This window comes from Streptococcus sp. 210928-DFI.4.42 (assembly GCF_020554365.1).
GTDB lineage: Bacteria > Bacillota > Bacilli > Lactobacillales > Streptococcaceae > Streptococcus > Streptococcus parasanguinis_S.
On record NZ_JAJCHF010000003.1, the window covers coordinates 64,242 to 86,471 of the forward strand.

Consider the following 22,230-nt stretch of genomic DNA (forward strand, 5'->3'; position numbering starts at 1 on the left):
CTTTCAGGGCTAATGGAACCCAATTTAGTAACACTCTATTATAACACTTTTAGGGGTTACTGAAAACCCAAAACCAGCTAGGATCTAAGGAAGACAAGCAAAAAAGCTGACCGAAGTCAGCTTTCTATGATTGATAACGAATCACGTTATAATTGCCTCGCTTTTGCGTTTTCAGGCTCGGGATAAAAATATCCACTGGATATTTTTATTTTCCAAGATAGTATTCTTTTACAACGTTCAATTTTTCGTCAAATTCGAATACCAATGGTGGGAAGTTAGGGATTTCCACATCCATGATTTCGTCGTCTGACAAGTGTTTGATGTGTTTAACAAGAGCACGGATTGAGTTACCGTGTGCTCCTACGAATACGTTTTTACCGTCTTTAAGAGCTGGAGCGATTTTATCTTCCCAGAATGGAAGGGCGCGTTCCAAAGTCACTTTCAAGTTTTCAGCATCTGGAATCACTGAATCGTCAAGTGAAGCATAACGACGGTCAGTGTGTGCTGAGTGTTCATCATCACGGTCCATTGCAGGAGGCAATACATCGTATGAACGACGCCAGATGTGAACTTGTTCATCACCAAATTGTTCAGCAGCTTCTGCTTTGTTTTTACCAGTCAAACCACCGTAGTGACGTTCGTTCAAGCGCCATGATTTTTCAACTGGGACCCACAATTGGTCAGAAGCTTCAAGCGCAAGGTTTGTTGTTTTGATCGCACGTTTCAATACTGAAGTGTATGCTTGGTCAAATTCGATACCAGCTTCTTTGATCAATTTACCAGCGTCGATCGCTTGTTGTGTACCTTTTTCAGACAAATCAACATCAGCCCAACCAGTGAAAAGGTTAGCTTTGTTCCATTCAGACTCACCGTGGCGAGCAAAAACCAATTTTACCATTAGATGGATCTCCTTTTTATTCTCCGAGGTTTCCCCCGTTTATCTATTTTATTCTACTAGATTTTCAGTAAAAAATCTAGTGGCGACCATAGAAAAGTGCAATTTCTCACAAAAAAGAGCCTGACAGCTCTGATTTCTCTCACATTAATTTTTCTGACAGTCAGGGCAAATGCCATAGACGGTCATCTGGGTCTTGGTGATCTGGTAGCCACTTTGACTGGCTGCTTCTTCGCGCAGATCTGGGACTTCAATGTCCACATCTGCGATACGGCCACATTTTTCACACACCACATTCAAATGGTCATGCCCCATGAAATCAAAATAGGTCGTGGTATCATTGCGAACCTTGATCTCAGAAACAACACCCTCATCAATTAAAACCTTGATATTGTTGTAGACAGTTGCTAGACTCATGCTTGGAAACTGAGGCAATAAATCACGATAGATCTTCTCAGCGCTTGGATGTTCATGACTCGCCACTAAATAGGAAAGAACTGCTCTGCGGGTATCGGTAATCCGAATGCCCTTAGCACGCAAATTTTGCAAGACTTCTTCCACACGCTCTTCTTCATGACGATGCAATGCGTTCACTATGATCCCCCCTTTCCAATATGATTTAATCGATTCGTTACCCTTATTATATCATGTTTCAAAACAAATCACTATTTAGAATGCTTTTAATTAAAAAAAATGTCCGGGGGACATTTTTTTCATGAGCCTGAAAATGGAAAAGCGAGTTTATGTCCGGGGGACATTTTTTTCATGAGCCTGAAAACCGAAAAGCGAGTTTTTGTCCGGGGGACATTGATTCATGAGCCTGAAAACCGAAAAGCGAGTTTTTGTCCGGGGGACATTTTTTTCATGAGCCTGAAAACCGAAAAGCGAGTTTATGTCCAGGGGACATTGATTCACGAGCCTGAAATAGATTCATCTACTCTCAGCCGATCCAACTGGTCATCCAGCGCACGGTTCCTAGGATCATTTTGACCACGAGGATCATAAAGCAAAATTCCAGTACGAACCACAGCCCTTTCAATAGATACAAAATAGGTCGGATAAACAACAAGGCAAAGAGGCCTAAAATGAATCGCATGGTCTTTTCTCTCTTTCTTTTTTCCTATTATACCCTTATCCTATAGAGCTGTCCAACAAAAAAACCATCCTAGAAATCTAGGATGGCTTTTCAAAATGCAATTATTTAACTGCTTCTTTAAGAGCTTTACCAGCTTTGAATGCTGGAACTTTAGAAGCTGCGATTTTGATTTCTTTACCAGTTTGTGGGTTGCGACCTTTACGAGCTGCACGTTCACGAACTTCGAAGTTACCGAAACCAATCAATTGAACTTTTTCACCTTTTGAAAGGTATTCTGAAACTGCTGCGAATACAGCGTCAACAGCTGCTGCTGAATCTTTCTTAGTCAATTCTGTAGCTTCTGCCACTTTTGCGATCAAATCTTGTTTGTTAGCCATTTAACAAATCCTCCAATTTTTTTTAGGCTTTACGCCTTAACAGTACTATAATATCTAAAAAAAGCCTTTAGGTCAAGTACTAAACCTGTTTTTTCAAACATTTATTCAGCTTATTCGTAGCGCACCAAAACTGCAAATGCATTCTCACCTGTATGAGTTTGAATAATCGATCCAGTTTCGAGAACAGGGATTGCTTTTTCAACGAGCGATTGCAACTGAGCCTTCATTTCATTGGCCCATTCTGGTGTCCCTGCGTAAGAAATACCGATCTCAGCCACCTTACTATGGGAAAGTTTCTCTACCAATTCATCCAACCATTTCTTAAAGGTCTTGTTTCCACGGCCCTTGACGATTGGTTCCAACTGATGGTCCTTCATTTCCATCACCACACGGATGTTAAGAAGCGAGCTCAAAAGTCCGGTAACACGGCCAATCCGACCACCTTTAACTAGATTTTCCAAGGTAGATACGCCGATATACAACTCTGTCTTTTCTTTGACTTCTTCAATACGAGCTAAAACGGTGTCTAGATCTGCTCCTTCTTTAGCCAACTTAGCTGCCTCAACCACTTGGAACTTCATAGCTTGGTCTGTAAAGCCACTATCAATCACGGTCACATCTGCCCCTGACAAGGTTGCCCCTTGGCGAGCCGCCTCTACGGTTCCTGACAAGGCATGAGACATATGAATTGAAACGATATGAGCTCCGTCTGCTGCTAGTTTTTCATAAATTTCCGCAAAGACTCCAACGGGTGGTTGGCTGGTCTTTGGAAGATTTTTGCTAGACTGCATTAAGCGCAAGAAGTCACCCTCACCCAACTCACTGTCGGAATAAAGGACTCCATCCACCATAACAGAAAGTGGCACAATGGTGATGCCATATTCTTCAACCACTTCAGGCTCAATTGTAATAGATGAGTCTGTAACTATTTTAATATTTGCCATATATTTCTATACTCTTCCTAAGAATGTTCTGCTTTCATTATATCAAAAAACACGGGGTTTTGCAGTGAAAGATATCCATTCCTGCTTCCTCAGTCGTCTGCGGCAGAAAAACCTGTATTATGAAGGACATGGTCATGGACAATGCCTTGATCATCCAAGAGCAATCCATGGAGGACTCCACCAAAGACAGCGCCCCCATCGACGCCCATTTTCTGATCTGAAATCCAAAGATTTTCGGTACCGACTGGCTCATTGAGCAGTCCATAGACCGGTGTATGGCCAAAGACGATCCATTTGCCTGTATGATTCTCCGCTTCATGGAATGGTTTTCGGATCCAGACCTTTTGATAATCACTGGTTTCTCGCCAATTTTCAAGGGTTAGATCCACACCAGCGTGGACAAAATAATAGGTCTCTGTCTCGTAGTCAAAAGGCAAACTACGGATGAAGGCCACCAAGTCAGGAACGGCATTTTCTACTGCTTGCGCATCCGCAATGCCATCTACAGGAGCATCGAGCGGCCGGCCTAACAGAGAGTTGATAGTCGTATCGCCACCATTTCTTCGGTAGTGGTCATAACGCTCTTCTGGATTGTCCAACCAGGCTAAAAACATGTACTCGTGATTCCCGGAAAGGCAAACAGCTCCGTGATGGTCTACGTAGTCCTTTACGATTTCAATTGATCGTTTGCTGTTTTCGCCTCGATCTATCAAATCCCCTAAAAAGACCAATTGAGCTTTTCCATCCCATTCTGTCATGAGCTCTTCTAGCATTTGTGCTTTTCCGTGAATATCTCCGACTACAAAGTATGTTGACATTGTTTCAAACCTTCTTTCTCTTAACGCTTGAGAAGTTGCTCTGCTTGTTGACGGGCAGCTTCCGTTAGATCCTCTCCTGCCAGCATCTTGGCAATTTCTTCAATTCGTTCTTCTCTATTGAGCAAACGCACAGTAGAGACAGTTGAGTGTTCATCACTGATTTTCTCAATATAGAATTGATAATCTGCTGCAGCGATGACTTGAGGCAGGTGAGAAATGGCAAGCACTTGGCCATTTTGACCAATCTTATGAATTTTCGCTGCAATGGCTTGAGCCACGCGCCCAGAGACCCCTGTATCCACCTCGTCAAAGACGATACTGGTTTTTCCTTCTTTTCGAGAAAAAGCCGACTTAATGGCCAACATCAAGCGTGACAATTCTCCGCCGGATGCTACCTTGACAAGAGGTTTAAAGTCCTCTCCTGGGTTGGTCGAAATGTAAAATTCGACAGCTTCATTTCCCTCACGATTAAACTTAGACTTGCTGAAGCGCACTTGAAAACGCGCCTTGTCCATGTAGAGGTCTGCCAATTCTTGCTGGATTTCATTTTCCAAAGCTTGGGCCAGAGTATGCCGCTGATCACTCAAATCTTGAGCCAAGATGACCAAGCTCTTTTCTAGACGTTTGAGTTCTTTTTCCATATCCTCAGACGAGAGGTCACTTCCGGTGAGGAGGCTATATTCTTTGGTGATTTGCGCCAGGTATTCTAAGACGTCCTTGACTTGGCCACCATACTTGCGCGTGATAGAATGGATCAAATCCAAACGCGATTCCACCTGCATGAGGCGATTGCCATCAAACTCCAGACCATCGACCACATCTTCTAAGCGCTTGGTAATATCCTCAAGGGCATAGAAGGTTTCCGATAACTGGCTTGAGAGCTCTTTGTAGGTCGGATCATATTCTTCAATGCTTTCCAGATCATTCATGGCTGAGCGAACATTGGAGAGGCTCGAAAACTCTTCTGCATCCAGCATGGTATAGGCATTGGTTAGGGTATCAGCAATCATCTTGTGATTGAGCAGGCGTTGGCGTTCTTGCTCCAGATGCAGGTCCTCATCCACTTCCAAGGCAGCTGCCTCAATCTCTGCAATTTGAAACTCCAACATCTCGATACGGGCCTTGTTTTCCTGCTGGTTGCGCTGGAGTTCCACCACTTGTTTGCGCAGGCGTTTGTAATCTTCAAAGGTCTGACGATAAGCATCTTTGGTTTGGAAAAAGGCTGCATCCCCAAATTCATCCAGCATGGCGATATGCAATTGGGGCCGCATCAGTTCTTCCTGATCATGCTGGCCATGGATGTCCACCAAATGTTGACCGACTGCCTTTAAGACCGATAAATTCACCATCTGACCATTGATCCGGCTGACACTTCGTCCATTTTGCAGGATCTCTCGGCGAATGATCAATTCATCGGTCCACTCTAGTCCTTGTTCTTCAAAAAGCGACGTCAAGTGGCGATTGCTCTCAACGGTAAAGAGACCTTCGATTTCTGCTTTTGGGGCTCCGTGTCGAATGACATCCGTCGTTGCACGGCTTCCCAGCATCATGTTCATGGCATCGATAATGATGGATTTCCCTGCACCTGTTTCCCCTGTCAGTACCGTCATTCCCTTTTCAAAATTTAAGGAAATCTCTTCGATAATGGCAAAGTTCTTAATCGAAATTTCTAATAGCATAGGCTCTTACCACCCAAAGATTGATTTGAGGATATTCTCTGCTTCAGGTGCGGAATAGGCGATCAGTAAGATCGTATCATCATCTGCAACAATACTAAAGATATGCTCCTTATAAATCTCCCGCAAGCGACGTTTGACTAAAGGCGCTGTCCCTGGAACCATGGTGAAATTGACATATTCTCCCATGCGACGATGAGACAAAATATTGCTTTCGATCATCCCGATCCCTTGGTGGTGCTTACGTGGCAATTCATAGACATAGGTCATATCTTTCAGAGGGCGTTTTACGATGCCCAATTCTTTGATATCCCGTGATACCGTCGCTTGGGTTGCTGAGATGCCTTCTTCTTTCAAATGTTCGACGATCTCTTCTTGGGTCCCAACTTCATGATCGCGAATAAAGCGACGAATTTTTTCTAATCTGATATTCTTACTCTTCATGTTTAAATTCCTTATGTGCCAGCTCCACAACAGCCTCCAGCTGCTCTGTCGTTGGCTTTATTTTCTCTTCTTTTTTTTCTAGATACATCAAAAATTCGATGTTGCCATGGCCTCCTTGGATAGGGGAATAATCCACTCCCATTACAGAAAAGCCATGAGTTCCTGCAAATGTAGCGACCTTTTCAAGAACCGCTAAATGAATCTTAGGATCCTTAATGATCCCATTTTTCCCAATCTGCTCACGTCCTGCCTCAAACTGAGGTTTAACTAGCGCAACCACTTGTCCATTTTCTGCCAAAATCCGATGAAGGGCTGGCAGAATCAAGTCCAAGGAAATAAAGCTGACATCGATACTCGCAAAGCTCGGTGTCGCTTCAAAATCATCTGGTTGGGCATAGCGGAAATTGAACTGTTCCATCGAGACTACCCGAGGATCATTGCGCAATTTCCAGGCCAACTGATTGGTCCCGACATCCACCGAAAAGACCTGGCTGGCTCCATTTTGCAGCATGACATCTGTAAAGCCACCTGTAGAAGCTCCAATATCAATCGCAATTTTATCCTCTACAGTTAAGCCAAATTGGTTCAAGGCTTTTTCTAATTTGAGTCCGCCGCGGCTGACATACTTGAGCTTTTCACCCTTTAATTTCAACTCGGTCGCTTCATCAATTTTTTCACCTGGTTTATCAAAGCGCTCACCATTGATAACGGCAACGACAAGGCCTGCCATCACCCCTCTTTTGGCTTGTTCGCGGGTATCAAATAGGCCTTGTTTATAGGCTAATACATCCACTCTTTCCTTAGCCATCTATTCGTAATCCTTCTATTAATTTCTTGATTGCTTGCGGATCAAAGTCGCAAGCAGCTGTAATCTGATCCAACAAGTCCTCGCAAACGTCTAATTGGCTTGTAAGCAAAGCTTTTGATTCTTCTAATCCCAAGAGGGCTGGATAAGTCGATTTTTCTGCTACTAAGTCCTTTTGAGGGGTCTTACCCAAAACTTCAAAATCAGCGACCAAATCCAAAATATCATCCCGTACTTGAAAAGCCAGGCCTAATGTTTTCCCGATTTTTTCTAAGAGCTGACCAATGTCTGCTTGCAACTCTAAAATCGAGGTTGCCGCGATGAATGGATAGGCAAGGAGGCGTCCTGTCTTATTAGCATGGATGGTCTGTAACTCTGCTAGTGTGAGTTGTTTGTGCTCCCCTTCCATGTCAAGGACTTGGCCAGCTACCATTCCGCGACTACCGGAAGCATCTGATAACTCAAGGATCAAAGAGACCTTGACTGCATCTGAAAGGTCACTCGCAACAATCATTCCAAAGGGATCGAGGAAAAGTGCATCTCCTGCTAAAATCGCCAAGTCTTCTCCAAATTTCTTGTGGTTGGTCAATTGCCCCCGACGGTAATCGTCATTGTCCATGGCCGGTAGATCATCATGGATAAGGCTTCCTGTGTGGATCATCTCCAAAGCCCCTGCCACTTGAAAATGAGCCTCTGTCAACTCCTGTCCGAAGGCTTCTAACAATTCTAGAAGAAGCATTGGGCGTAGGCGTTTTCCACCTGCTTGGATCGAATACAGGACCGAGTCCACTAAATGGGGAGCGATGGATTTTTCTTCATAAAAAGAGCGAATCGCTTGCTCTACTCTATTTCGTTTTTCTTCTTGTCTCATGCTAGATCCGCTTCAGTACCATCTGCTTGCATGACCTTGACCAAGGTTTTCTCTGCTTGATCCAAGGTATCTTGCAATTCTTTTGACAACTTCATTCCTTTTTGGAATTCTGTAATGGCTTCTTCAAGAGCCACATCACCACTCTCCAATTTTTGGACGATGGCTTCCAAATCTGCTAAATTTTCTTCAAATTTCTTTTCTTTCGACATGTTTTACCTCTACTTCTAACTGGCCATCTCTCATGATGAGGGACAGCGGGTCTCCTTCTTTTACGTTCGCAACCGAATCCAAGATCTGATCGTCTTGCTTGACCATGGCATAGCCACGCGCAATAATCCGACTAGTATCCAGCATCAAGAGGGCTTCTGATAAGCCTTGAACCTTGATCTTTTGCTCTTTTAGGACTTGTTCCATGCGGCTGGTTAAGAGTCTCTTATCTTGGAAGATACGGTCTTGATAACGTTCGATACGATGCAAAGGAGACATAGCCTCTAGACGATGGCGCAGACCTTGCAGCTGAATGTCCCCTTGTCCATAAACTTCGCGCATCCCTTGTTTCAATCGCAATTGCAACTGGTCAATCTTTTGCAGGTAGCCATCATAGAGTCTCTCGGGCTGTCTAAAAATAACCGATTGACTTAATTTGGCCAAACGTTCACGATTATAGGCTAAACGATTGGACATGGCTGTTGCCATGCGATTCTCCTGCTTTTGTAAATACGACAAGAGATCTAATTTCGTCACCGGAGTGGCTAATTCAGCGGCTGCTGTCGGAGTAGCGGCTCGTCGGTCCGCTACAAAATCGGCTAGAGTCGTGTCTGTCTCATGTCCCACACTGGAAATAATGGGAATCCTAGACTCAAAAATAGCCCGCACAACCGGCTCTTCATTAAAGGCCCAGAGGTCTTCAATCGAACCACCCCCACGACCGATGATCAAGACATCTAGGTCCGTCCGAGCATTGGCCTTCTGGATATTAGCAACCACCTCACTTGTAGCGCCTTCTCCCTGGACCTTGGTCGGGTAGAGCACGATGTCCACACCAGGAAAACGACGGCTCACCGTTGTGATAATATCGCGAATCACGGCCCCACTTTGACTAGTGACCACCCCGATCTTTCTTGGGAATTGTGGTAGAGCTTGCTTCCACCGATCCTGAAAAAGCCCTTCTTCGGTCAGCTTTTTCTTAAGTTGCTCAAATTGGATGGCTAAGGCCCCTACCCCATCTGGCTCCGCCTTTTCGATGACAATGGAATAACTCCCACTTGGTTCATAAAGCTGAATCCGACCAATGACGTTGATCTTCATGCCTTCTTCTAGCTCAAAGCCAAAACTCTTATAGATCCCAGCCCAAACAGTCGCCTGAATCACAGCCTTTTCATCCTTTAGAGAGAAATACTGGTGGTTGGGGCGTTTCCGAAAATTTGAGACCTGACCTGTCAAATAGACCCGCTCCAAATAGGGGTCCTTATCAAATTTTAACTTGAGGTATTTGGTCAGACTGGATACGGATAAATAGTTGGACATAGGAACTCCTTTCTACAGAATATGATCAAGTTTAATTATACCAAAAAACACCAAAAAAGGCTGGCAGACAAAGCGAAATCATGAATTTCCTTTCTCTCCAAACCTCATTTTATTCAAGTCACTTTCTACTGGTCTATTTTAAACCAGCTTCCCTATTTTTCACACTTCTCTAATCGTTCAATAAAGGAGCTAAGAAGTGCTTGGGGTTCCCCTTCATTTGGGTAGGCATAACTAATATAGAAGACTGTTTTTTCCTCTTCAACCAGCGGAATTTTGACAAGATTTGGATATTCTGGAAAGAGAGTCAGATCGGTCATGAGGCCAATTCCTAAATTTTCTTCGATGAAACTCAAAACCTATTTAGGATACAACAAAAAGACAAGTCTCAGGACTTGTCTCTTTGTTCTTTAGGAGATTTTTATATACCTATTTTTGATATGTTTTTACAACTAAATCGACCCCTTCATCTGCTTTGAAGGTATAGACAGGGTTCTCAGTCGTTTCATAAAAGGTCATTGATAGAGTTTTACCATCCACGAATACTTCAATTGAGTTGGTATCTCGAAGAATCGAGAAATGATGATCCTTTTCACCATCCAACTGAATCCATCTTGATTGAATTTCTGGGCTTTCTTTTCCAGAAATGAGGTATCCAAATTGGTCTCGACTCAAGCTAAAGCGTTTATTGGAGGCATCGTAAATCAATTGCAAGGCACTATCAGCATCAGATTCATTCCCATAGCTTAGGATAAAGGAGCGACCTGATTTAGCACCTATCTCAAACAAGGTTTGTTTTCCTCTAGCTGGGATCGTGATTTGATTGCCCTTCACAATGGTTTCTGGCGCATTCTCTACAAGGAAGTGATCTTTCACAGACTCAGGTAATTCCTGAACCAATCTTCCGTCTCTCAAACCTAATTTTCTAGGAACCGTCATGCTTCCTGCCCAACCATGACCTAAGTCATGACTAGGGATGGAACGTTGCCACATTTGCATCCAAGCAACCATGTATCGTTCGCCATTTGGTCCTTGACAAGTTTGAGGAGCATAGAAGTCCAAGCCACCATCAATTTCATCATATGAATCGACAACAAACTGACCCGTTTCCCAATTCATGTCACCGATAAAGGCAACAGTCGAATTTAAATTCCAGTATTTTTCTTGCTGTCTTTCCATTTCAATGGGAGACAGAATCAAGACCCATTTACCATCTAAGGGGAAGAAATCCGGACATTCCCACATGATACCTTGCCCTTTTTCACCTTCCAGTAAGACTGATTTAAAGCTCCAGTCCTCTAGATTACTTGATGCAAACAAGAGAATTTGCCCTCGATCATCTACTGTTTTGGAAGCAACTACAGTATAATAGCTTCCTTGGTATTCAAAGACTTTGGGATCACGAAAATCAGCAATATCTGCGATACCATCAATATGCTCCACATGAATCACTGGATTAGTGGGGATTTTTTCAAAGGTAATGCCATCCGTCGATACCGCAAGACACTGAGTTTCTTCGCGCTTTTCCTCATCGTCTACATGACCCGTATACAGCAAGTAGAGCTTGTCGTCTTTCACGATAGCACTACCCGAGAAGCAGCCATCCTTATCATAGCTTTCACTTGGCGCTAATGCTACTGGCAGTTCTTCCCAATGGAGAAGATCTTTTGATTTGGCATGCCCCCAATGCATGGGCCCCCAAACACTATCATAGGGATAGAATTGGTAAAACAAATGGTATTCTCCGCGGAAATAAACAAAGCCATTAGGATCGTTCATCCAGCCAATTGGAGGTAGTAAGTGAAAGGATCCTCTATATTGCTGGTCAACCTTCTCCCTATTTTCATCGATATACTGATTCGCTTTTCGAATAGTTTCCTTCATCCTTATCACCTACTTAATACCTGTTCCAGACCCACCTAAACCTTGAATAATATATTTTTGTGCTACGATATATACTAGAATAAGTGGAATTGTAGAAATTGTCAAAACAGCCATTACTTGATTGATATAAACTGGTTGAGTTGTATTAATGGTTGTAATCGCTACCTGCATTGAAAATTTTGAAGAATCTGTTAAAACCATCAACGGCCAGATATAATCATTCCAACTTGAAATAAAGGAAAGAACACCGACTGTTGCAACTGCTGGTTTCGACATCGGCAACATAATCTTGAAAAAGATCCGCAGGATACTTGCACCATCTATTTTTGCAGATTCGATAATTTCTTCTGGAATGGCAATAAAGAAGTTCCGGAAAAGATAGATATTAAAGACACTAGCTAATCCAGGAATAATAACCGCTAAACGATTATTGACTAAGCCAAGGGAATTAATAATTGTAAATTGAGGAATCAACACTGTTTCAATCGGAATGATTAACAATGCCAATAAAAAGCCAAATAGAATTTTTTTACCTGTAAAATTAATTTTTGCAAATGCAAATCCCGCTAAGGCATTTACTATAATAGACCCCAGTGCAAATGTTCCTGCATAAAAAATACTGTTCCCTAAGTATGTTAGAATACTAAAACGTGAAAGAACTTCTTGGTAAGGTTTAAACCAATCAGCTGGATTAAAACTAGGTAAGAAAGCTTTCCAACTTGTTAAATTCTTATACACATCTGCTTCTGGCTTCATTGCTGAAACCACCATCCAGATCATAGGAAATAGAAAGAGGCCTGCTAATAGAATTAATAAAATATATTCTAAAATAGAAGTCGGTTTTAAACGTTTCATCCTAATCGTCCTCCTTCAAAACTCGCCGTTGTACAAGACTGATCATACCAATCAATGTTGTAAATACTAAGGCAATAGAACTTGAATAACCAACGAGACGGTCTGTGAAACCTTGTTGGTAAATATAATATACCATTGTAATTGTTGAGTTTAGTGGTCCACCTTGAGTCATGACCATTGGTTGCACAATCAATTTAAATGCTGAAATCAATGTCGTCAAGAGTACAAATAAGGCAGTTGGTTTCAATAAAGGCATTGTGATGTATCTGAATTGAGCCCATTTTGAAAATCCATCCAACTCTGCTGCCTCATAAACATCTTGTGGAATATTTTGCATTCCTCCAAGGAATAACAACATTTGATAGCCTGCACCTTGCCATGCAGAAACAAATACAATTGCATACATGGCCTGTTTTGGACTTGTCAAGAATGGTTGTGAAGAAATACCAATTTTGTTCAGTAGGGCATTGAGCAAACCATTATTTGGATTTAACAAGTATAACCAGAGGATAGAGATAACGACAAGAGACATCACAACAGGAGCAAAAAATGCTACCTTAAAGAACATATTTCCTTTACGTTTCTTATTTACGATTAAGGCCATCCCGAGAGCCGCACCAAGTTGTACTGGAATAATCCAAACAACAAATTTCAAGGTATTCAGGAAGCTTTTTATAAAGATCGGATCTTGTGCTAAGCGCATGAAATTTTGTAACCCTACAAATTTTCTGTCCTCTGGGGTCAATAGGTAATAATCTGTAAAGGCATAATAGATGACCATACCAACAGGTATCACCAAAAAGATAAAAAGTAATACTAAGGCTGGAGCTAAAAAGCTATAGCCCATAATATTTTCTTTAAGACGTTCTTTCTTTTTTGTTTCGACTTTCTTTGTTTCGCTCATTGTTCGTCTCCTAAGATGAAATCATTAAATAAAATAAGGTGGAAGGTACATTTCATAACTTTCCTTCCACCTTTTGAATATCAACTATTTATTTAAAGATTGGTCGATTGCTGTTTGCATTTCTTTCGTACGAGCATCTAATACTTTTTGTACATCTGGATTATCTTTATAATAGCTGATATCTTGCATCGCTTGTTGGAAAGCGCGTGAAACTTGTGGATAAGCTACTACAACAGGACGAGGATGGGCTGATACAGCATTTTGTTCCATCAAGAAGCGCAATGGTTCAGATACTTTATCCTTAATATTTTTAATTGTTGATTTTCTGATTGGAAGAACACTGTTCCCCAAGCTTATAATTTCACTAGATTCTGTATTTGTTGCAAACTTAACAAATTCAGCAGCAGCTTCTTTTTTATCAGATTTTGTTGTAACAGCTAATTGCCAACTACCTGAAGGTGAGACCAATTTCTTCGTTTTATCTGAAACTGGATAAGGAAGAATACCAAAATCAATATCTTTGTAATTTGTTTGTAGATCCCCAATCGTCCAAGACCCGCTTAGAACCATCGGATACTCACCTGTTTCAAATCCTTTTTCAACAGGACTAACTGTAGTGTAATCCTCTTTTACTAGATTTTGAATAAATTGAACAGCTTCAACACTTTCCTTACTATTGAAGTAACCTTCAGCTTTTGTTCCTTTAGAATTTACAACAGAACCACCATTTGACCAAATAAGGGGCATATAAGCATATGGTAACATCTCATCATTTGAATTCAAACGGAAATCGATTGCTGGTTTATTAAAATGATCTTTTAATTTCTTAGCAATAGCATTAAACTCAGACCATGTCCATGGTTTTTCAAGGGTTGGCAAACTCGCTTCATCAATCCCAGCTTCCTTAAACATCTTCTTGTTATAGTATACACCTACATTTGATTCAGAAAAACCAAACGCATAGAATTTACCATCATAAGTTCCCTGTTGTTTAATACTGTCCAGTACATCATCCATGTCATTGTCCTTTAGATAATCATCCAAGGGAGCAATCACTTTTGATTTTGCATAGGCAGCAGTATTTGGTCCATCTAGCGTAATAACATCTGGTAAACTATTTGTCGTAATAGCAGCGTTGACCTTATCTTCATATCCTCCACCGCTACCACTACGTGGAATATATTCTGTCACAACCTTGTATTTGGTTTTCTTTGACTTGTTGAAATTATCAACAACTTGTTGCCAAGCTTTTCCCTCAGCTGTTTCATCTGAGAATTGAACCCAGACTTTTATTTCGTCCGAAGAACTTGCAGTTTTGGATTTTGATCCCCCACCACATCCTGCAAGCAATCCTAATGATAGTGCTGCAACTACAGATAACTTAATACCTTTACGCATAGCGTCCTCCTTTTTGAAACGTTTCATTTTTTATTGATTTTTTAACTCAAACTAAGATAGCTGAGTTTTTTTGAAACGTTTCATTTTATGACTAAATTATAACAGCGCTTTCATAATTTGTCAAGCACTTTTTATAATTTTTTTGTTGTGTTTCCTTCAAAAAAATGTACCGGTAAACTAATGACATTCTGGTCTATTTTTTCTTCACGAATTAATTTAAGCAATAGTTCAACTGCTGCTTGAGCCATCTGAGCTATTTGTTGAACAATTGTAGAAAGTAAGTAAGGTTGATCAAAAGCTGGTCTTAATCCATCAAAACCAATAATCTGATAATCTTCTATAGGAATTTTTCCCATCTCCCCTAAAACTTTTATCACACGAAGGGCCATAAAATCATTTACTGTGAAAATCCCATCAATCTGAGGATGCTTTTCAAAAAAGGTTCTTATTTGCTCTTCTACTTGATTCAGTGGTTCCGGCATTTCAAGACAATAAAGGTTCGTATTTTTCTGTTTAGCCTCCGCTTTGAAACCTCTCCCCCGTTCCGTTGTTTCATTCAAATGTTTGTTCACACCACTAATGTAAGCTAGGTTTTGACAATCGCGTTTGACTAATTCGCGACAAGCTAGTTGACCACCATGAAAATTTTCAGAAGTTACGTAATAGACATTTTCAGAAAAATGACGGTCAATACTGACAAAAGGTAAATTTGATGAGACATACTTATCAATATCTGAATAGGTGATCCCAATGATCCCATCTACCTTATTTTTCTCAAGTAATTTTATGTATTCTATCTCATTTTTAGAATCTTTATCCGCATTACAAATTAATAATTTATATTGATTTTTTAATAGTGCTTTTTCAACATGATAAGCAAATTCAGAAAAGAAAGGATGCCATATAGTTGGAATGAGTAAAGCGATAATATTACTACGATTCGTTTTTAAGCCTCTCGCATATTCATCTGGCACATAAGACAATTTTTCAATCGCTTGTTGAACTTTTTTTAATGTCACCTCTTTAATGCCTTTTTCATTATTGATGACACGAGAGACTGTTCCAACACTGACACCAGCTTCTGCGGCAACATCTTTCATCGTAATCGATTTTTTTTGCTCATTCATTTTCTCACCTCCTTTCATCCATACTATCATGAAAACGTTTCATTTTCAACATTTTCGTTTAAATTGTCACTCCACTTCTTCATCCATTTGGGGATTTCTTGGCTGATAGTCGTCGGTAGAACCACATAAACCTCCTTGCTCAAGTCTTCTGCAATGGCTGAATGGAGATAGGTCGCAACCACCACACGCTCATAGAGACTGACCTGTGGGAATTGACCCGCAAATCCTGCGATCATCCCTGCCAAGGTATCCCCCATTCCACCTGTGGCTTGATAGGGACCACCAACATCTAGCTGATAGCCCTCATCTTGCCCACTTGTCCAAATGCGGGTGTGAGGCCCTTTTTCTACAATGACAGTCCCTTGAGGAAAGTTCTGTACTGCTCTTCGACTCTTGCCTTCTATCTGGCTTGCTAGATCAAGCCCTGACAGTTTTTCCCATTCTTTTTGATGGGGGGTAAAGACCAACTGAGCCTCTGGCAGGTCAAACTGAGAGGCTGCAAAAAGACTAATAGCTCCGCCATCTAATATCAAGACCTGCTGGCTAGAGACTTGCTCAAAAATCATGTGCAAGATTGCTTGGTTTTCTCTTGCTTCCTTTAAGCCCGGTCCTACGAGAATTACGCTGGCTTTTTGGAGTTGCTCACAAAGGAGTTCGTGATCTGCCAAATCAAAGCCCATGGCTTCAGGAAGATGGCTATGAAGGGCCGTCAGATTATCAGGATCGGTTGCAACAGTGACCAGACCCGCACCACTGTGAACCGCAGCAAGCGCCGCCATAATGATGGCTCCCCCATAGGGGTAAGTCCCCCCAATCAAGAGCAGGCGACCAAAATCGCCCTTATAAGAATTCGACTCTCGCTTTGCAATGACACGCTGGATCTCTTCTTTCTGAACTGTTCTCATACCTTCCTCATTTCTAGTGAAAAAGGAGAAGCCACGACTCCCCCTCCATCTTTTATTTTCCTCTGAATTCTGCAAAGACTTGCAAGATCTTAGCAGCCACAGCTTGTGGTTGATTTTGTTTGGCTACCAATTGATCATCCGCATAAGGCTGAAGGGCTGGAAAATCACCAATCTGAACTGCATAAAGAGCTTTTTCAAAGAGCTCGATATCATTTTGATCATTGCCAAAAGCCACGAAATTCTCTCCACAGAGTTCTTCTACGGTTGTCGCTTTATGCGTGTCTGCTGGATTGAGATAGATGCATTTTTCATGCGCATGATAGCGGATATGGGCCTTATCTGTCTTTTCGATCCGCTCGATGATCTCATCCACGAGCTCCTCATGGCCACCCATATAGATCACGACCTTAATCGGATCTGTCAGCTCCTCTAATGAACGATATTGGGCTTTCTTGAGGGGATCTACATTAGCAACAAAAGGAATCTTTTCCAAAATCTGTCCGCTATAATCAAAGGTATCATCCACAAAAAATGGTAGATTGTAATGGCGGCAAAAGCCAAGGACTTCCCGATACACATCCTTGTCCAATTGGTCCTCATATACCAATTGCCCCTGACGATAGGCCAATCCACCATTTAAACCAATCACGAGTTGCTGACTCAATGGGTCCCCTAAAAGGCCCAAGCAGTCCCGGTAAGAACGTGCAGAAGCAAAGGCGACTTCATGGCCAAATTCTTCTGCTCTCAATAAGACCTGTTTGATTTCATCATCGATTGTGACACCATCGAATGACAGGGTTCCATCTAAATCAAATACAAACTTCATCTTGTTCACACTTTCATTTTTTTAAGGCACGAACAGCTGCTTCGTAGGTCTGCTCCATCAGCATGGTGACGGTCATAGGCCCAACCCCTCCTGGTACCGGAGTAATATGACTGGCCAAAGGGGCAACGGAGTCAAAATCGACATCCCCACACAATTTGCCATTCTCATCGCGATTCATTCCGACGTCAATAACAACGGCGCCTTCTTTCACGAAGTCTGCTGTTACAAATTTCGCACGACCGATCGCAACAACCAAGATATCTGCTCTTCTAGCAATTTTAGGCAGATGATGGGTCCGAGAATGGGTCAAGGTTACCGTCGCATTTTTGGCGAGGAGCAACTGCGCCATTGGTTTTCCAACGATATTGGAACGACCAATCACGACTGCTCGCTTCCCTTCTAGATCAATCCCGTACTCTTTGAACATCTCCATGATCCCAGCGGGAGTTGAAGGCACCATGAGAGGATTTCCAGCCCACAAGCGTCCCATATTCAATGGATGAAAACCATCCACATCTTTTGTCGGATCAATCGCTAAAAGGACTGCATCCGCATCGATATGCTTAGGCAGTGGTAACTGCACCAAAATCCCATGCCAAAGGGGATCTTGATTGTAGTGTTCGATCACTTCTAATAATTCAGCTTGGCTAATGCTTTCAGGAAGTCGTCTCACTTCACTCCGAAAGCCTGCCGCAATAGCAGAACGCTCTTTATTTCTTACATAGATTTTGCTAGCTGGATTATCTCCTACTACGATGACAACGAGGCCAGGCACAACTCCTGTCTCTTCTTTTAATCGTGCTGTTTTCTCCGCAATCTCACCCTGTAATTTTGTAGCGAGCGCCTTCCCATCAATGATTGTCGTCATGTCAATTCTCTTTCTAGTCAAGTAATGAAAATAGTCCTCTCTATTATAGCAGATTTCAACTCTCAAACCTAACTGTTCCTAATTAGAATTTCTTATAGACGAAAACTATAGCCAGATGGACAAAAAATGAGCTTGAGACCACCCCAAACTCATCCACACAGCTGCTTAGTAAAGCAATTCATAAATTTCCATTGCAATTAAATCAATGCTATCAAATGTATAGGTTTCACGCGCTTCAACATCACGAAGTGTAAAGGTTGAACCTTCTTCTTCATTGTGGTTGTAGGCTACTTCAGCGACAACAACACCGTCACGTTCAAAATTACGTTTCAAGTTTCCACCGTCTTTTGTCATCGTCTCCAAACGGTTGATAATCCGTACTAAATGTGATTCCATTTTATTTCTCCTCTTTACTTTCTACTCTCCTATTTTATCATAAAAGAGAAAGCTCTTCCAATAAAAATTCACATTTTTCCATTGATTTGCTTTTTCTTCAATCCTTAGCGACATTCCGTAGCAAATTCTTGCAAACTTCTAGAATACTGATATAATGAAACTATAAATCTTTGACTATTTTTGACCTTTTAAAAATAGGCTTGTCTCTTGATGGAAAACCATTAAAAACCTACTGTGAGGTATGTATATGCTTTGTCAAAATTGTAAAATAAATGAATCAACCATCCATTTATATACAAATGTAAATGGACGTCAGCAGCAAGTAGACCTCTGTCAAAATTGCTATAAAATTATGAAAACAGACCCAAATAACAGCTTCTTGAAAGGCATGACCCAACGGAGCCAACTCACTGGAGATCCTTTTGAAGATTTCTTCAATAACCTTGGAAACTTCCAAAGTCCGCAAGAACCTCAAACCCCTCCAACTCAATCCGGAGGCAGTTATGGAGGTGGCGGCTACGGCCAAAACAATAACCGTGGTGGTGGTCAAGACCCTCGTCAAGCACGCCCTCAAAAGCCAAAAGGACTGTTAGAAGAGTTCGGCATCAATGTCACAGAAATTGCCCGCAAAGGGGATATTGACCCTGTCATTGGCCGTGACGAGGAGATTATCCGTGTCATCGAAATCCTCAACCGTCGAACCAAGAACAATCCGGTTCTGATTGGAGAGCCTGGGGTCGGAAAAACTGCCGTAGTGGAAGGCCTGGCTCAAAAAATCGTCGATGGCGACGTTCCACATAAATTGCAAGGAAAAGAAGTCATCCGCCTAGACGTCGTCAGCCTCGTTCAGGGCACAGGCATCCGTGGTCAATTCGAAGAACGCATGCAAAAATTAATGGATGAAATTCGTCAACGTGAAGATGTGATTCTGTTCATCGACGAAATCCATGAAATTGTTGGCGCAGGATCAGCTGGTGAGGGCAATATGGACGCTGGAAATATCCTCAAACCAGCCTTGGCGCGTGGAGAACTCCAATTAGTCGGTGCTACTACCCTCAATGAATACCGTATCATTGAAAAAGATGCAGCCTTGGAACGTCGGATGCAGCCCGTTAAGGTCGATGAGCCAACGGTTGAAGAAACCATCACCATCCTCAAGGGCATCCAGAAAAAATACGAAGACTACCACCACGTCCACTATACAGACGGGGCCATCGAAGCGGCAGCTATTCTTTCAAACCGCTACATCCAAGATCGCTTCCTGCCAGACAAGGCCATTGATTTGTTGGATGAAGCGGGATCTAAGATGAACCTGACCCTAAACTTTGTGGATCCAAAAGTGATCGACCAGCGCTTGATTGAAGCGGAAAACCTCAAAGCCCAAGCGACACGCGAAGAAGACTTTGAAAAAGCAGCCTACTTCCGCGACCAAATCGCGAAATACAAGGAAATGCAAGGTCAACATGTCACCGATCAGGAAACCCCTGTCATCAGCGAAAAAACTATTGAACACATCGTTGAACAAAAGACCAATATTCCTGTTGGTGATTTGAAAGAAAAAGAACAGTCTCAATTGATCAATCTGGCTTCTGATTTGAAAGCCCATGTGATCGGTCAAGATGATGCTGTTGATAAAATTGCGAAAGCCATTCGACGCAATCGTGTCGGCCTAGGATCGCCTAACCGTCCAATCGGAAGCTTCCTCTTTGTCGGACCAACCGGTGTCGGGAAGACCGAATTGTCTAAACAATTGGCGATCGAGCTCTTTGGCTCTGCAGACAATATGATCCGCTTTGATATGAGCGAATACATGGAAAAACATAGCGTAGCGAAACTAGTCGGAGCTCCTCCGGGCTATGTTGGCTACGATGAAGCTGGACAACTAACGGAAAAGGTTCGTCGCAATCCATACTCCCTCGTGTTGTTGGATGAAGTGGAAAAAGCCCATCCAGATGTCATGCACATGTTCTTGCAAGTCTTGGATGATGGCCGTTTGACAGATGGTCAAGGCCGTACCGTCAGCTTCAAAGATACCATTATCATCATGACCTCTAATGCTGGAACCGGTAAAGCTGAGGCCAATGTTGGTTTTGGAGCTGCTCGCGAAGGTCGAACCAACTCTGTACTTGGAGAACTCGGTAACTTCTTTAGCCCTGAATTCATGAACCGTTTTGATGGCATCATTGAATTTCAACCTCTATCAAAAGAAAACCTTCTCCAAATCGTTACCCTCATGCTCGATGAAGTCAATCAACGTCTCGCACAAAATGAGATTCATCTGGATGTGTCAGAGAAGGTCAAAGAAAAATTGGTCGATCTGGGATACGATCCAAAAATGGGGGCCCGCCCACTCCGTCGTACCATCCAAGACCATATCGAAGATGCCATTACCGATTATTACCTGGAACATCCAAGTGAGAAACAACTCAAAGCCGTCATGACCAGCAATGGGAATATTAGTATCAAAGCTGTTCACAAGACGGCTGAAAAGAAGTCAGAATCATAATCAGTAAATGTACATTCAGAGAGTGGGACAGAAATCGGTAATTCGTTAGAATTCGATTTCGTCGTCCCACCTCCGCACAGTTGAGTAGGGCTGTAAAAGCTGATGAAATCAGCGTAGTAGAGCCCACTCAACCACTGCGTCTTGCTCGACAATCCAAAAACAATTGAGAGGCTAGGACTTTTGTCCCAGTCTCTTTCTTTTTTCCCTCCAGATTTTTGCTAAAAAATATGATATAATGATGAAAAAATAAGAAAAGAGAAAACCATGACCATTCCAAGTTTTGGTGAAAAGAAACAAGATGTGACCTACGTCAATCGCTATGGTGTCTACGCTGTTATTCCCAATAAGGACAAGGATCAGATCATCCTCGTTCAAGCTCCAAATGGGGCTTGGTTCTTGCCTGGCGGGGAAATTGAGGCAGGTGAAGATCACTTACAAGCTCTGAAACGGGAACTGATCGAAGAATTAGGCTTTACCGCTGTTTTAGGGCAATACTATGGCCAAGCAGATGAGTATTTCTATTCCAGTCATCGCGACACCTACTACTACAATCCTGCCTATATTTATGAAGTGCTAGACTATACAGAGGCTCAAAAACCACTGGAAGATTTTAACAATCTTGCTTGGTTTCCTGTAGATGAAGCTATTGAAAAACTCAAACGTGGCAGTCATAAATGGGGCATTGAACAGTGGAAAAATACCCACAAAAAATAAAGGAATTCTTTCACAAAAAATAAAAAAGTGCTATAATAAATGAAGATAGAGGTTAGGAGGAACTCATATGAAGCTCATTAATACCACAAATAGTCATGCTGCACTGGTCAAAAGCCAACTTGCCAGCACTGACGCCTTGCTTGTCGAGGTTTATTCCGCGGGCAATACTGATGTCGTTTTTACACAGGCCCCAACACACTATGAATTATTGATCAGTAACAAACACCGAGCTATTCGTGAAACTGAAGTAGAAAAAATTCGTGAGTTCTTTTTAAAACGTAAGATTGATCTTCAAATCATTGACCAATCCGCTATTAAAACCCTCTACTCCGATAAACTAATTGAAATTTCCTTTCCAATTACTAAGTAAGGCCAATTTGCCTTACTTTTTTCTTTC

At 42.0% G+C, this 22,230-nt stretch carries 24 protein-coding genes; 3 read left to right on the forward strand and 21 right to left on the reverse strand.

Annotated elements, in window-relative coordinates:
• Positions 1 to 205: 205 nt before the first annotated feature.
• From LIZ08_RS01830 to LIZ08_RS01930, 21 genes are all read right to left on the reverse strand, one after another.
• A complete protein-coding gene (locus tag LIZ08_RS01830) occupies positions 206 to 898 on the reverse strand; it encodes a phosphoglycerate mutase (protein ID WP_003006059.1) in 693 nt (230 codons plus the stop codon).
• 144 nt (positions 899 to 1,042) lie between these two features.
• A complete protein-coding gene (locus tag LIZ08_RS01835; protein ID WP_003006041.1) occupies positions 1,043 to 1,489 on the reverse strand; it encodes a Fur family transcriptional regulator in 447 nt (148 codons plus the stop codon).
• Positions 1,490 to 2,092: 603 nt separating this feature from the next.
• The gene (locus tag LIZ08_RS01840) at positions 2,093 to 2,368 is read right to left on the reverse strand and encodes an HU family DNA-binding protein (protein WP_003006038.1); all 276 of its coding nucleotides are present in this window, start codon (positions 2,366 to 2,368) and stop codon (positions 2,093 to 2,095) included.
• A gap of 110 nt (positions 2,369 to 2,478) precedes the next feature.
• Positions 2,479 to 3,312, reverse strand: coding sequence for a DegV family protein (locus LIZ08_RS01845; protein ID WP_045759182.1), 834 nt, complete (start codon positions 3,310 to 3,312; stop codon positions 2,479 to 2,481).
• Positions 3,313 to 3,401: 89 nt separating this feature from the next.
• Positions 3,402 to 4,130, reverse strand: a complete 729-nt coding sequence (locus tag LIZ08_RS01850; RefSeq protein WP_021152788.1) for a metallophosphoesterase — start codon at positions 4,128 to 4,130, stop codon at positions 3,402 to 3,404.
• A 20-nt stretch (positions 4,131 to 4,150) separates the two neighbouring features.
• Entirely contained in the window at positions 4,151 to 5,809 is a 1,659-nt protein-coding gene (gene recN / locus LIZ08_RS01855) for a DNA repair protein RecN (RefSeq protein WP_049486558.1), read from the reverse strand.
• A gap of 6 nt (positions 5,810 to 5,815) precedes the next feature.
• On the reverse strand, positions 5,816 to 6,250 hold the full coding sequence (locus LIZ08_RS01860; RefSeq protein ID WP_003006022.1) for an arginine repressor: 435 nt from the start codon (positions 6,248 to 6,250) through the stop codon (positions 5,816 to 5,818).
• The gene (locus tag LIZ08_RS01865) at positions 6,240 to 7,058 is read right to left on the reverse strand and encodes a TlyA family RNA methyltransferase (RefSeq protein WP_227038151.1); all 819 of its coding nucleotides are present in this window, start codon (positions 7,056 to 7,058) and stop codon (positions 6,240 to 6,242) included. The genes LIZ08_RS01860 and LIZ08_RS01865 overlap by 11 nt, the downstream gene beginning before the upstream one ends.
• On the reverse strand, positions 7,051 to 7,926 hold the full coding sequence (locus tag LIZ08_RS01870) for a polyprenyl synthetase family protein (RefSeq protein WP_227038152.1): 876 nt from the start codon (positions 7,924 to 7,926) through the stop codon (positions 7,051 to 7,053). The genes LIZ08_RS01865 and LIZ08_RS01870 overlap by 8 nt, the downstream gene beginning before the upstream one ends.
• Positions 7,923 to 8,135 carry an exodeoxyribonuclease VII small subunit gene (locus LIZ08_RS01875; RefSeq protein ID WP_003006013.1) on the reverse strand — a complete coding sequence of 71 codons (213 nt, stop codon included), beginning with the start codon at positions 8,133 to 8,135 and terminating at the stop codon, positions 7,923 to 7,925. The genes LIZ08_RS01870 and LIZ08_RS01875 overlap by 4 nt, the downstream gene beginning before the upstream one ends.
• Positions 8,113 to 9,453, reverse strand: coding sequence for an exodeoxyribonuclease VII large subunit (gene xseA / locus LIZ08_RS01880; RefSeq protein WP_227038153.1), 1,341 nt, complete (start codon positions 9,451 to 9,453; stop codon positions 8,113 to 8,115). The genes LIZ08_RS01875 and xseA overlap by 23 nt, the downstream gene beginning before the upstream one ends.
• 152 nt (positions 9,454 to 9,605) lie before the next feature.
• Positions 9,606 to 9,770, reverse strand: coding sequence for a Malolactic fermentation system transcriptional activator (locus LIZ08_RS01885; protein WP_024055990.1), 165 nt, complete (start codon positions 9,768 to 9,770; stop codon positions 9,606 to 9,608).
• Positions 9,771 to 9,879: 109 nt separating this feature from the next.
• Entirely contained in the window at positions 9,880 to 11,334 is a 1,455-nt protein-coding gene (locus tag LIZ08_RS01890; RefSeq protein ID WP_118396899.1) for a glycoside hydrolase family 32 protein, read from the reverse strand.
• A 9-nt stretch (positions 11,335 to 11,343) separates the two neighbouring features.
• On the reverse strand, positions 11,344 to 12,189 hold the full coding sequence (locus LIZ08_RS01895) for a carbohydrate ABC transporter permease (RefSeq protein ID WP_023917473.1): 846 nt from the start codon (positions 12,187 to 12,189) through the stop codon (positions 11,344 to 11,346).
• Between the two features lies 1 nt (position 12,190).
• Positions 12,191 to 13,093: a carbohydrate ABC transporter permease gene (locus LIZ08_RS01900; RefSeq protein ID WP_023917471.1), complete on the reverse strand. Its 903-nt coding sequence runs from the start codon at positions 13,091 to 13,093 to the stop codon at positions 12,191 to 12,193.
• 84 nt (positions 13,094 to 13,177) lie between these two features.
• Positions 13,178 to 14,491: an ABC transporter substrate-binding protein gene (locus LIZ08_RS01905; RefSeq protein ID WP_118095804.1), complete on the reverse strand. Its 1,314-nt coding sequence runs from the start codon at positions 14,489 to 14,491 to the stop codon at positions 13,178 to 13,180.
• Between the two features lie 131 nt (positions 14,492 to 14,622).
• Entirely contained in the window at positions 14,623 to 15,618 is a 996-nt protein-coding gene (locus tag LIZ08_RS01910; protein ID WP_049514237.1) for a LacI family DNA-binding transcriptional regulator, read from the reverse strand.
• 26 nt (positions 15,619 to 15,644) lie between these two features.
• Complete coding sequence (locus LIZ08_RS01915) at positions 15,645 to 16,523, reverse strand: NAD(P)H-hydrate dehydratase (RefSeq protein WP_227038154.1); 879 nt, start codon at positions 16,521 to 16,523, stop codon at positions 15,645 to 15,647.
• A gap of 52 nt (positions 16,524 to 16,575) precedes the next feature.
• Positions 16,576 to 17,349: an HAD-IIB family hydrolase gene (locus LIZ08_RS01920; RefSeq protein ID WP_003005996.1), complete on the reverse strand. Its 774-nt coding sequence runs from the start codon at positions 17,347 to 17,349 to the stop codon at positions 16,576 to 16,578.
• Between the two features lie 13 nt (positions 17,350 to 17,362).
• On the reverse strand, positions 17,363 to 18,217 hold the full coding sequence (locus LIZ08_RS01925; protein WP_201088198.1) for a bifunctional methylenetetrahydrofolate dehydrogenase/methenyltetrahydrofolate cyclohydrolase: 855 nt from the start codon (positions 18,215 to 18,217) through the stop codon (positions 17,363 to 17,365).
• A gap of 165 nt (positions 18,218 to 18,382) precedes the next feature.
• Positions 18,383 to 18,613 carry a DUF1797 family protein gene (locus tag LIZ08_RS01930; protein WP_003005989.1) on the reverse strand — a complete coding sequence of 77 codons (231 nt, stop codon included), beginning with the start codon at positions 18,611 to 18,613 and terminating at the stop codon, positions 18,383 to 18,385.
• Between the two features lie 247 nt (positions 18,614 to 18,860).
• Between LIZ08_RS01930 and LIZ08_RS01935 the strand changes: the two genes are divergently transcribed.
• The 3 genes from LIZ08_RS01935 (at position 18,861) to LIZ08_RS01945 (ending at position 22,203) form a co-directional block, all read left to right on the forward strand.
• Entirely contained in the window at positions 18,861 to 21,119 is a 2,259-nt protein-coding gene (locus LIZ08_RS01935) for an ATP-dependent Clp protease ATP-binding subunit (protein WP_227038155.1), read from the forward strand.
• Between the two features lie 264 nt (positions 21,120 to 21,383).
• Positions 21,384 to 21,833 carry an NUDIX hydrolase gene (locus LIZ08_RS01940; protein ID WP_223346145.1) on the forward strand — a complete coding sequence of 150 codons (450 nt, stop codon included), beginning with the start codon at positions 21,384 to 21,386 and terminating at the stop codon, positions 21,831 to 21,833.
• Positions 21,834 to 21,900: 67 nt separating this feature from the next.
• Positions 21,901 to 22,203, forward strand: a complete 303-nt coding sequence (locus tag LIZ08_RS01945) for a DUF1827 family protein (protein WP_003012157.1) — start codon at positions 21,901 to 21,903, stop codon at positions 22,201 to 22,203.
• Positions 22,204 to 22,230 lie beyond the last annotated feature (27 nt).

Excerpts from the sequence above, each read along its gene's own strand:
- LIZ08_RS01830 (WP_003006059.1), bottom strand. The coding sequence starts at position 898 with ATGGTAAAATTGGTTTTTGCTCGCCACGGTGAGTCTGAATGGAACAAA.
- LIZ08_RS01840 (WP_003006038.1), bottom strand. The coding sequence starts at position 2,368 with ATGGCTAACAAACAAGATTTGATCGCAAAAGTGGCAGAAGCTACAGAA.
- LIZ08_RS01845 (WP_045759182.1), bottom strand. The coding sequence starts at position 3,312 with ATGGCAAATATTAAAATAGTTACAGACTCATCTATTACAATTGAGCCT.
- LIZ08_RS01850 (WP_021152788.1), bottom strand. The coding sequence starts at position 4,130 with ATGTCAACATACTTTGTAGTCGGAGATATTCACGGAAAAGCACAAATG.
- recN (WP_049486558.1), bottom strand. The coding sequence starts at position 5,809 with ATGCTATTAGAAATTTCGATTAAGAACTTTGCCATTATCGAAGAGATT.
- LIZ08_RS01860 (WP_003006022.1), bottom strand. The coding sequence starts at position 6,250 with ATGAAGAGTAAGAATATCAGATTAGAAAAAATTCGTCGCTTTATTCGC.
- LIZ08_RS01865 (WP_227038151.1), bottom strand. The coding sequence starts at position 7,058 with ATGGCTAAGGAAAGAGTGGATGTATTAGCCTATAAACAAGGCCTATTT.
- LIZ08_RS01870 (WP_227038152.1), bottom strand. The coding sequence starts at position 7,926 with ATGAGACAAGAAGAAAAACGAAATAGAGTAGAGCAAGCGATTCGCTCT.
- LIZ08_RS01875 (WP_003006013.1), bottom strand. The coding sequence starts at position 8,135 with ATGTCGAAAGAAAAGAAATTTGAAGAAAATTTAGCAGATTTGGAAGCC.
- xseA (WP_227038153.1), bottom strand. The coding sequence starts at position 9,453 with ATGTCCAACTATTTATCCGTATCCAGTCTGACCAAATACCTCAAGTTA.
- LIZ08_RS01885 (WP_024055990.1), bottom strand. The coding sequence starts at position 9,770 with ATGACCGATCTGACTCTCTTTCCAGAATATCCAAATCTTGTCAAAATT.
- LIZ08_RS01890 (WP_118396899.1), bottom strand. The coding sequence starts at position 11,334 with ATGAAGGAAACTATTCGAAAAGCGAATCAGTATATCGATGAAAATAGG.
- LIZ08_RS01895 (WP_023917473.1), bottom strand. The coding sequence starts at position 12,189 with ATGAAACGTTTAAAACCGACTTCTATTTTAGAATATATTTTATTAATT.
- LIZ08_RS01900 (WP_023917471.1), bottom strand. The coding sequence starts at position 13,093 with ATGAGCGAAACAAAGAAAGTCGAAACAAAAAAGAAAGAACGTCTTAAA.
- LIZ08_RS01905 (WP_118095804.1), bottom strand. The coding sequence starts at position 14,491 with ATGCGTAAAGGTATTAAGTTATCTGTAGTTGCAGCACTATCATTAGGA.
- LIZ08_RS01910 (WP_049514237.1), bottom strand. The coding sequence starts at position 15,618 with ATGAATGAGCAAAAAAAATCGATTACGATGAAAGATGTTGCCGCAGAA.
- LIZ08_RS01915 (WP_227038154.1), bottom strand. The coding sequence starts at position 16,523 with ATGAGAACAGTTCAGAAAGAAGAGATCCAGCGTGTCATTGCAAAGCGA.
- LIZ08_RS01920 (WP_003005996.1), bottom strand. The coding sequence starts at position 17,349 with ATGAAGTTTGTATTTGATTTAGATGGAACCCTGTCATTCGATGGTGTC.
- LIZ08_RS01925 (WP_201088198.1), bottom strand. The coding sequence starts at position 18,217 with ATGACGACAATCATTGATGGGAAGGCGCTCGCTACAAAATTACAGGGT.
- LIZ08_RS01930 (WP_003005989.1), bottom strand. The coding sequence starts at position 18,613 with ATGGAATCACATTTAGTACGGATTATCAACCGTTTGGAGACGATGACA.
- LIZ08_RS01935 (WP_227038155.1), top strand. The coding sequence starts at position 18,861 with ATGCTTTGTCAAAATTGTAAAATAAATGAATCAACCATCCATTTATAT.
- LIZ08_RS01940 (WP_223346145.1), top strand. The coding sequence starts at position 21,384 with ATGACCATTCCAAGTTTTGGTGAAAAGAAACAAGATGTGACCTACGTC.
- LIZ08_RS01945 (WP_003012157.1), top strand. The coding sequence starts at position 21,901 with ATGAAGCTCATTAATACCACAAATAGTCATGCTGCACTGGTCAAAAGC.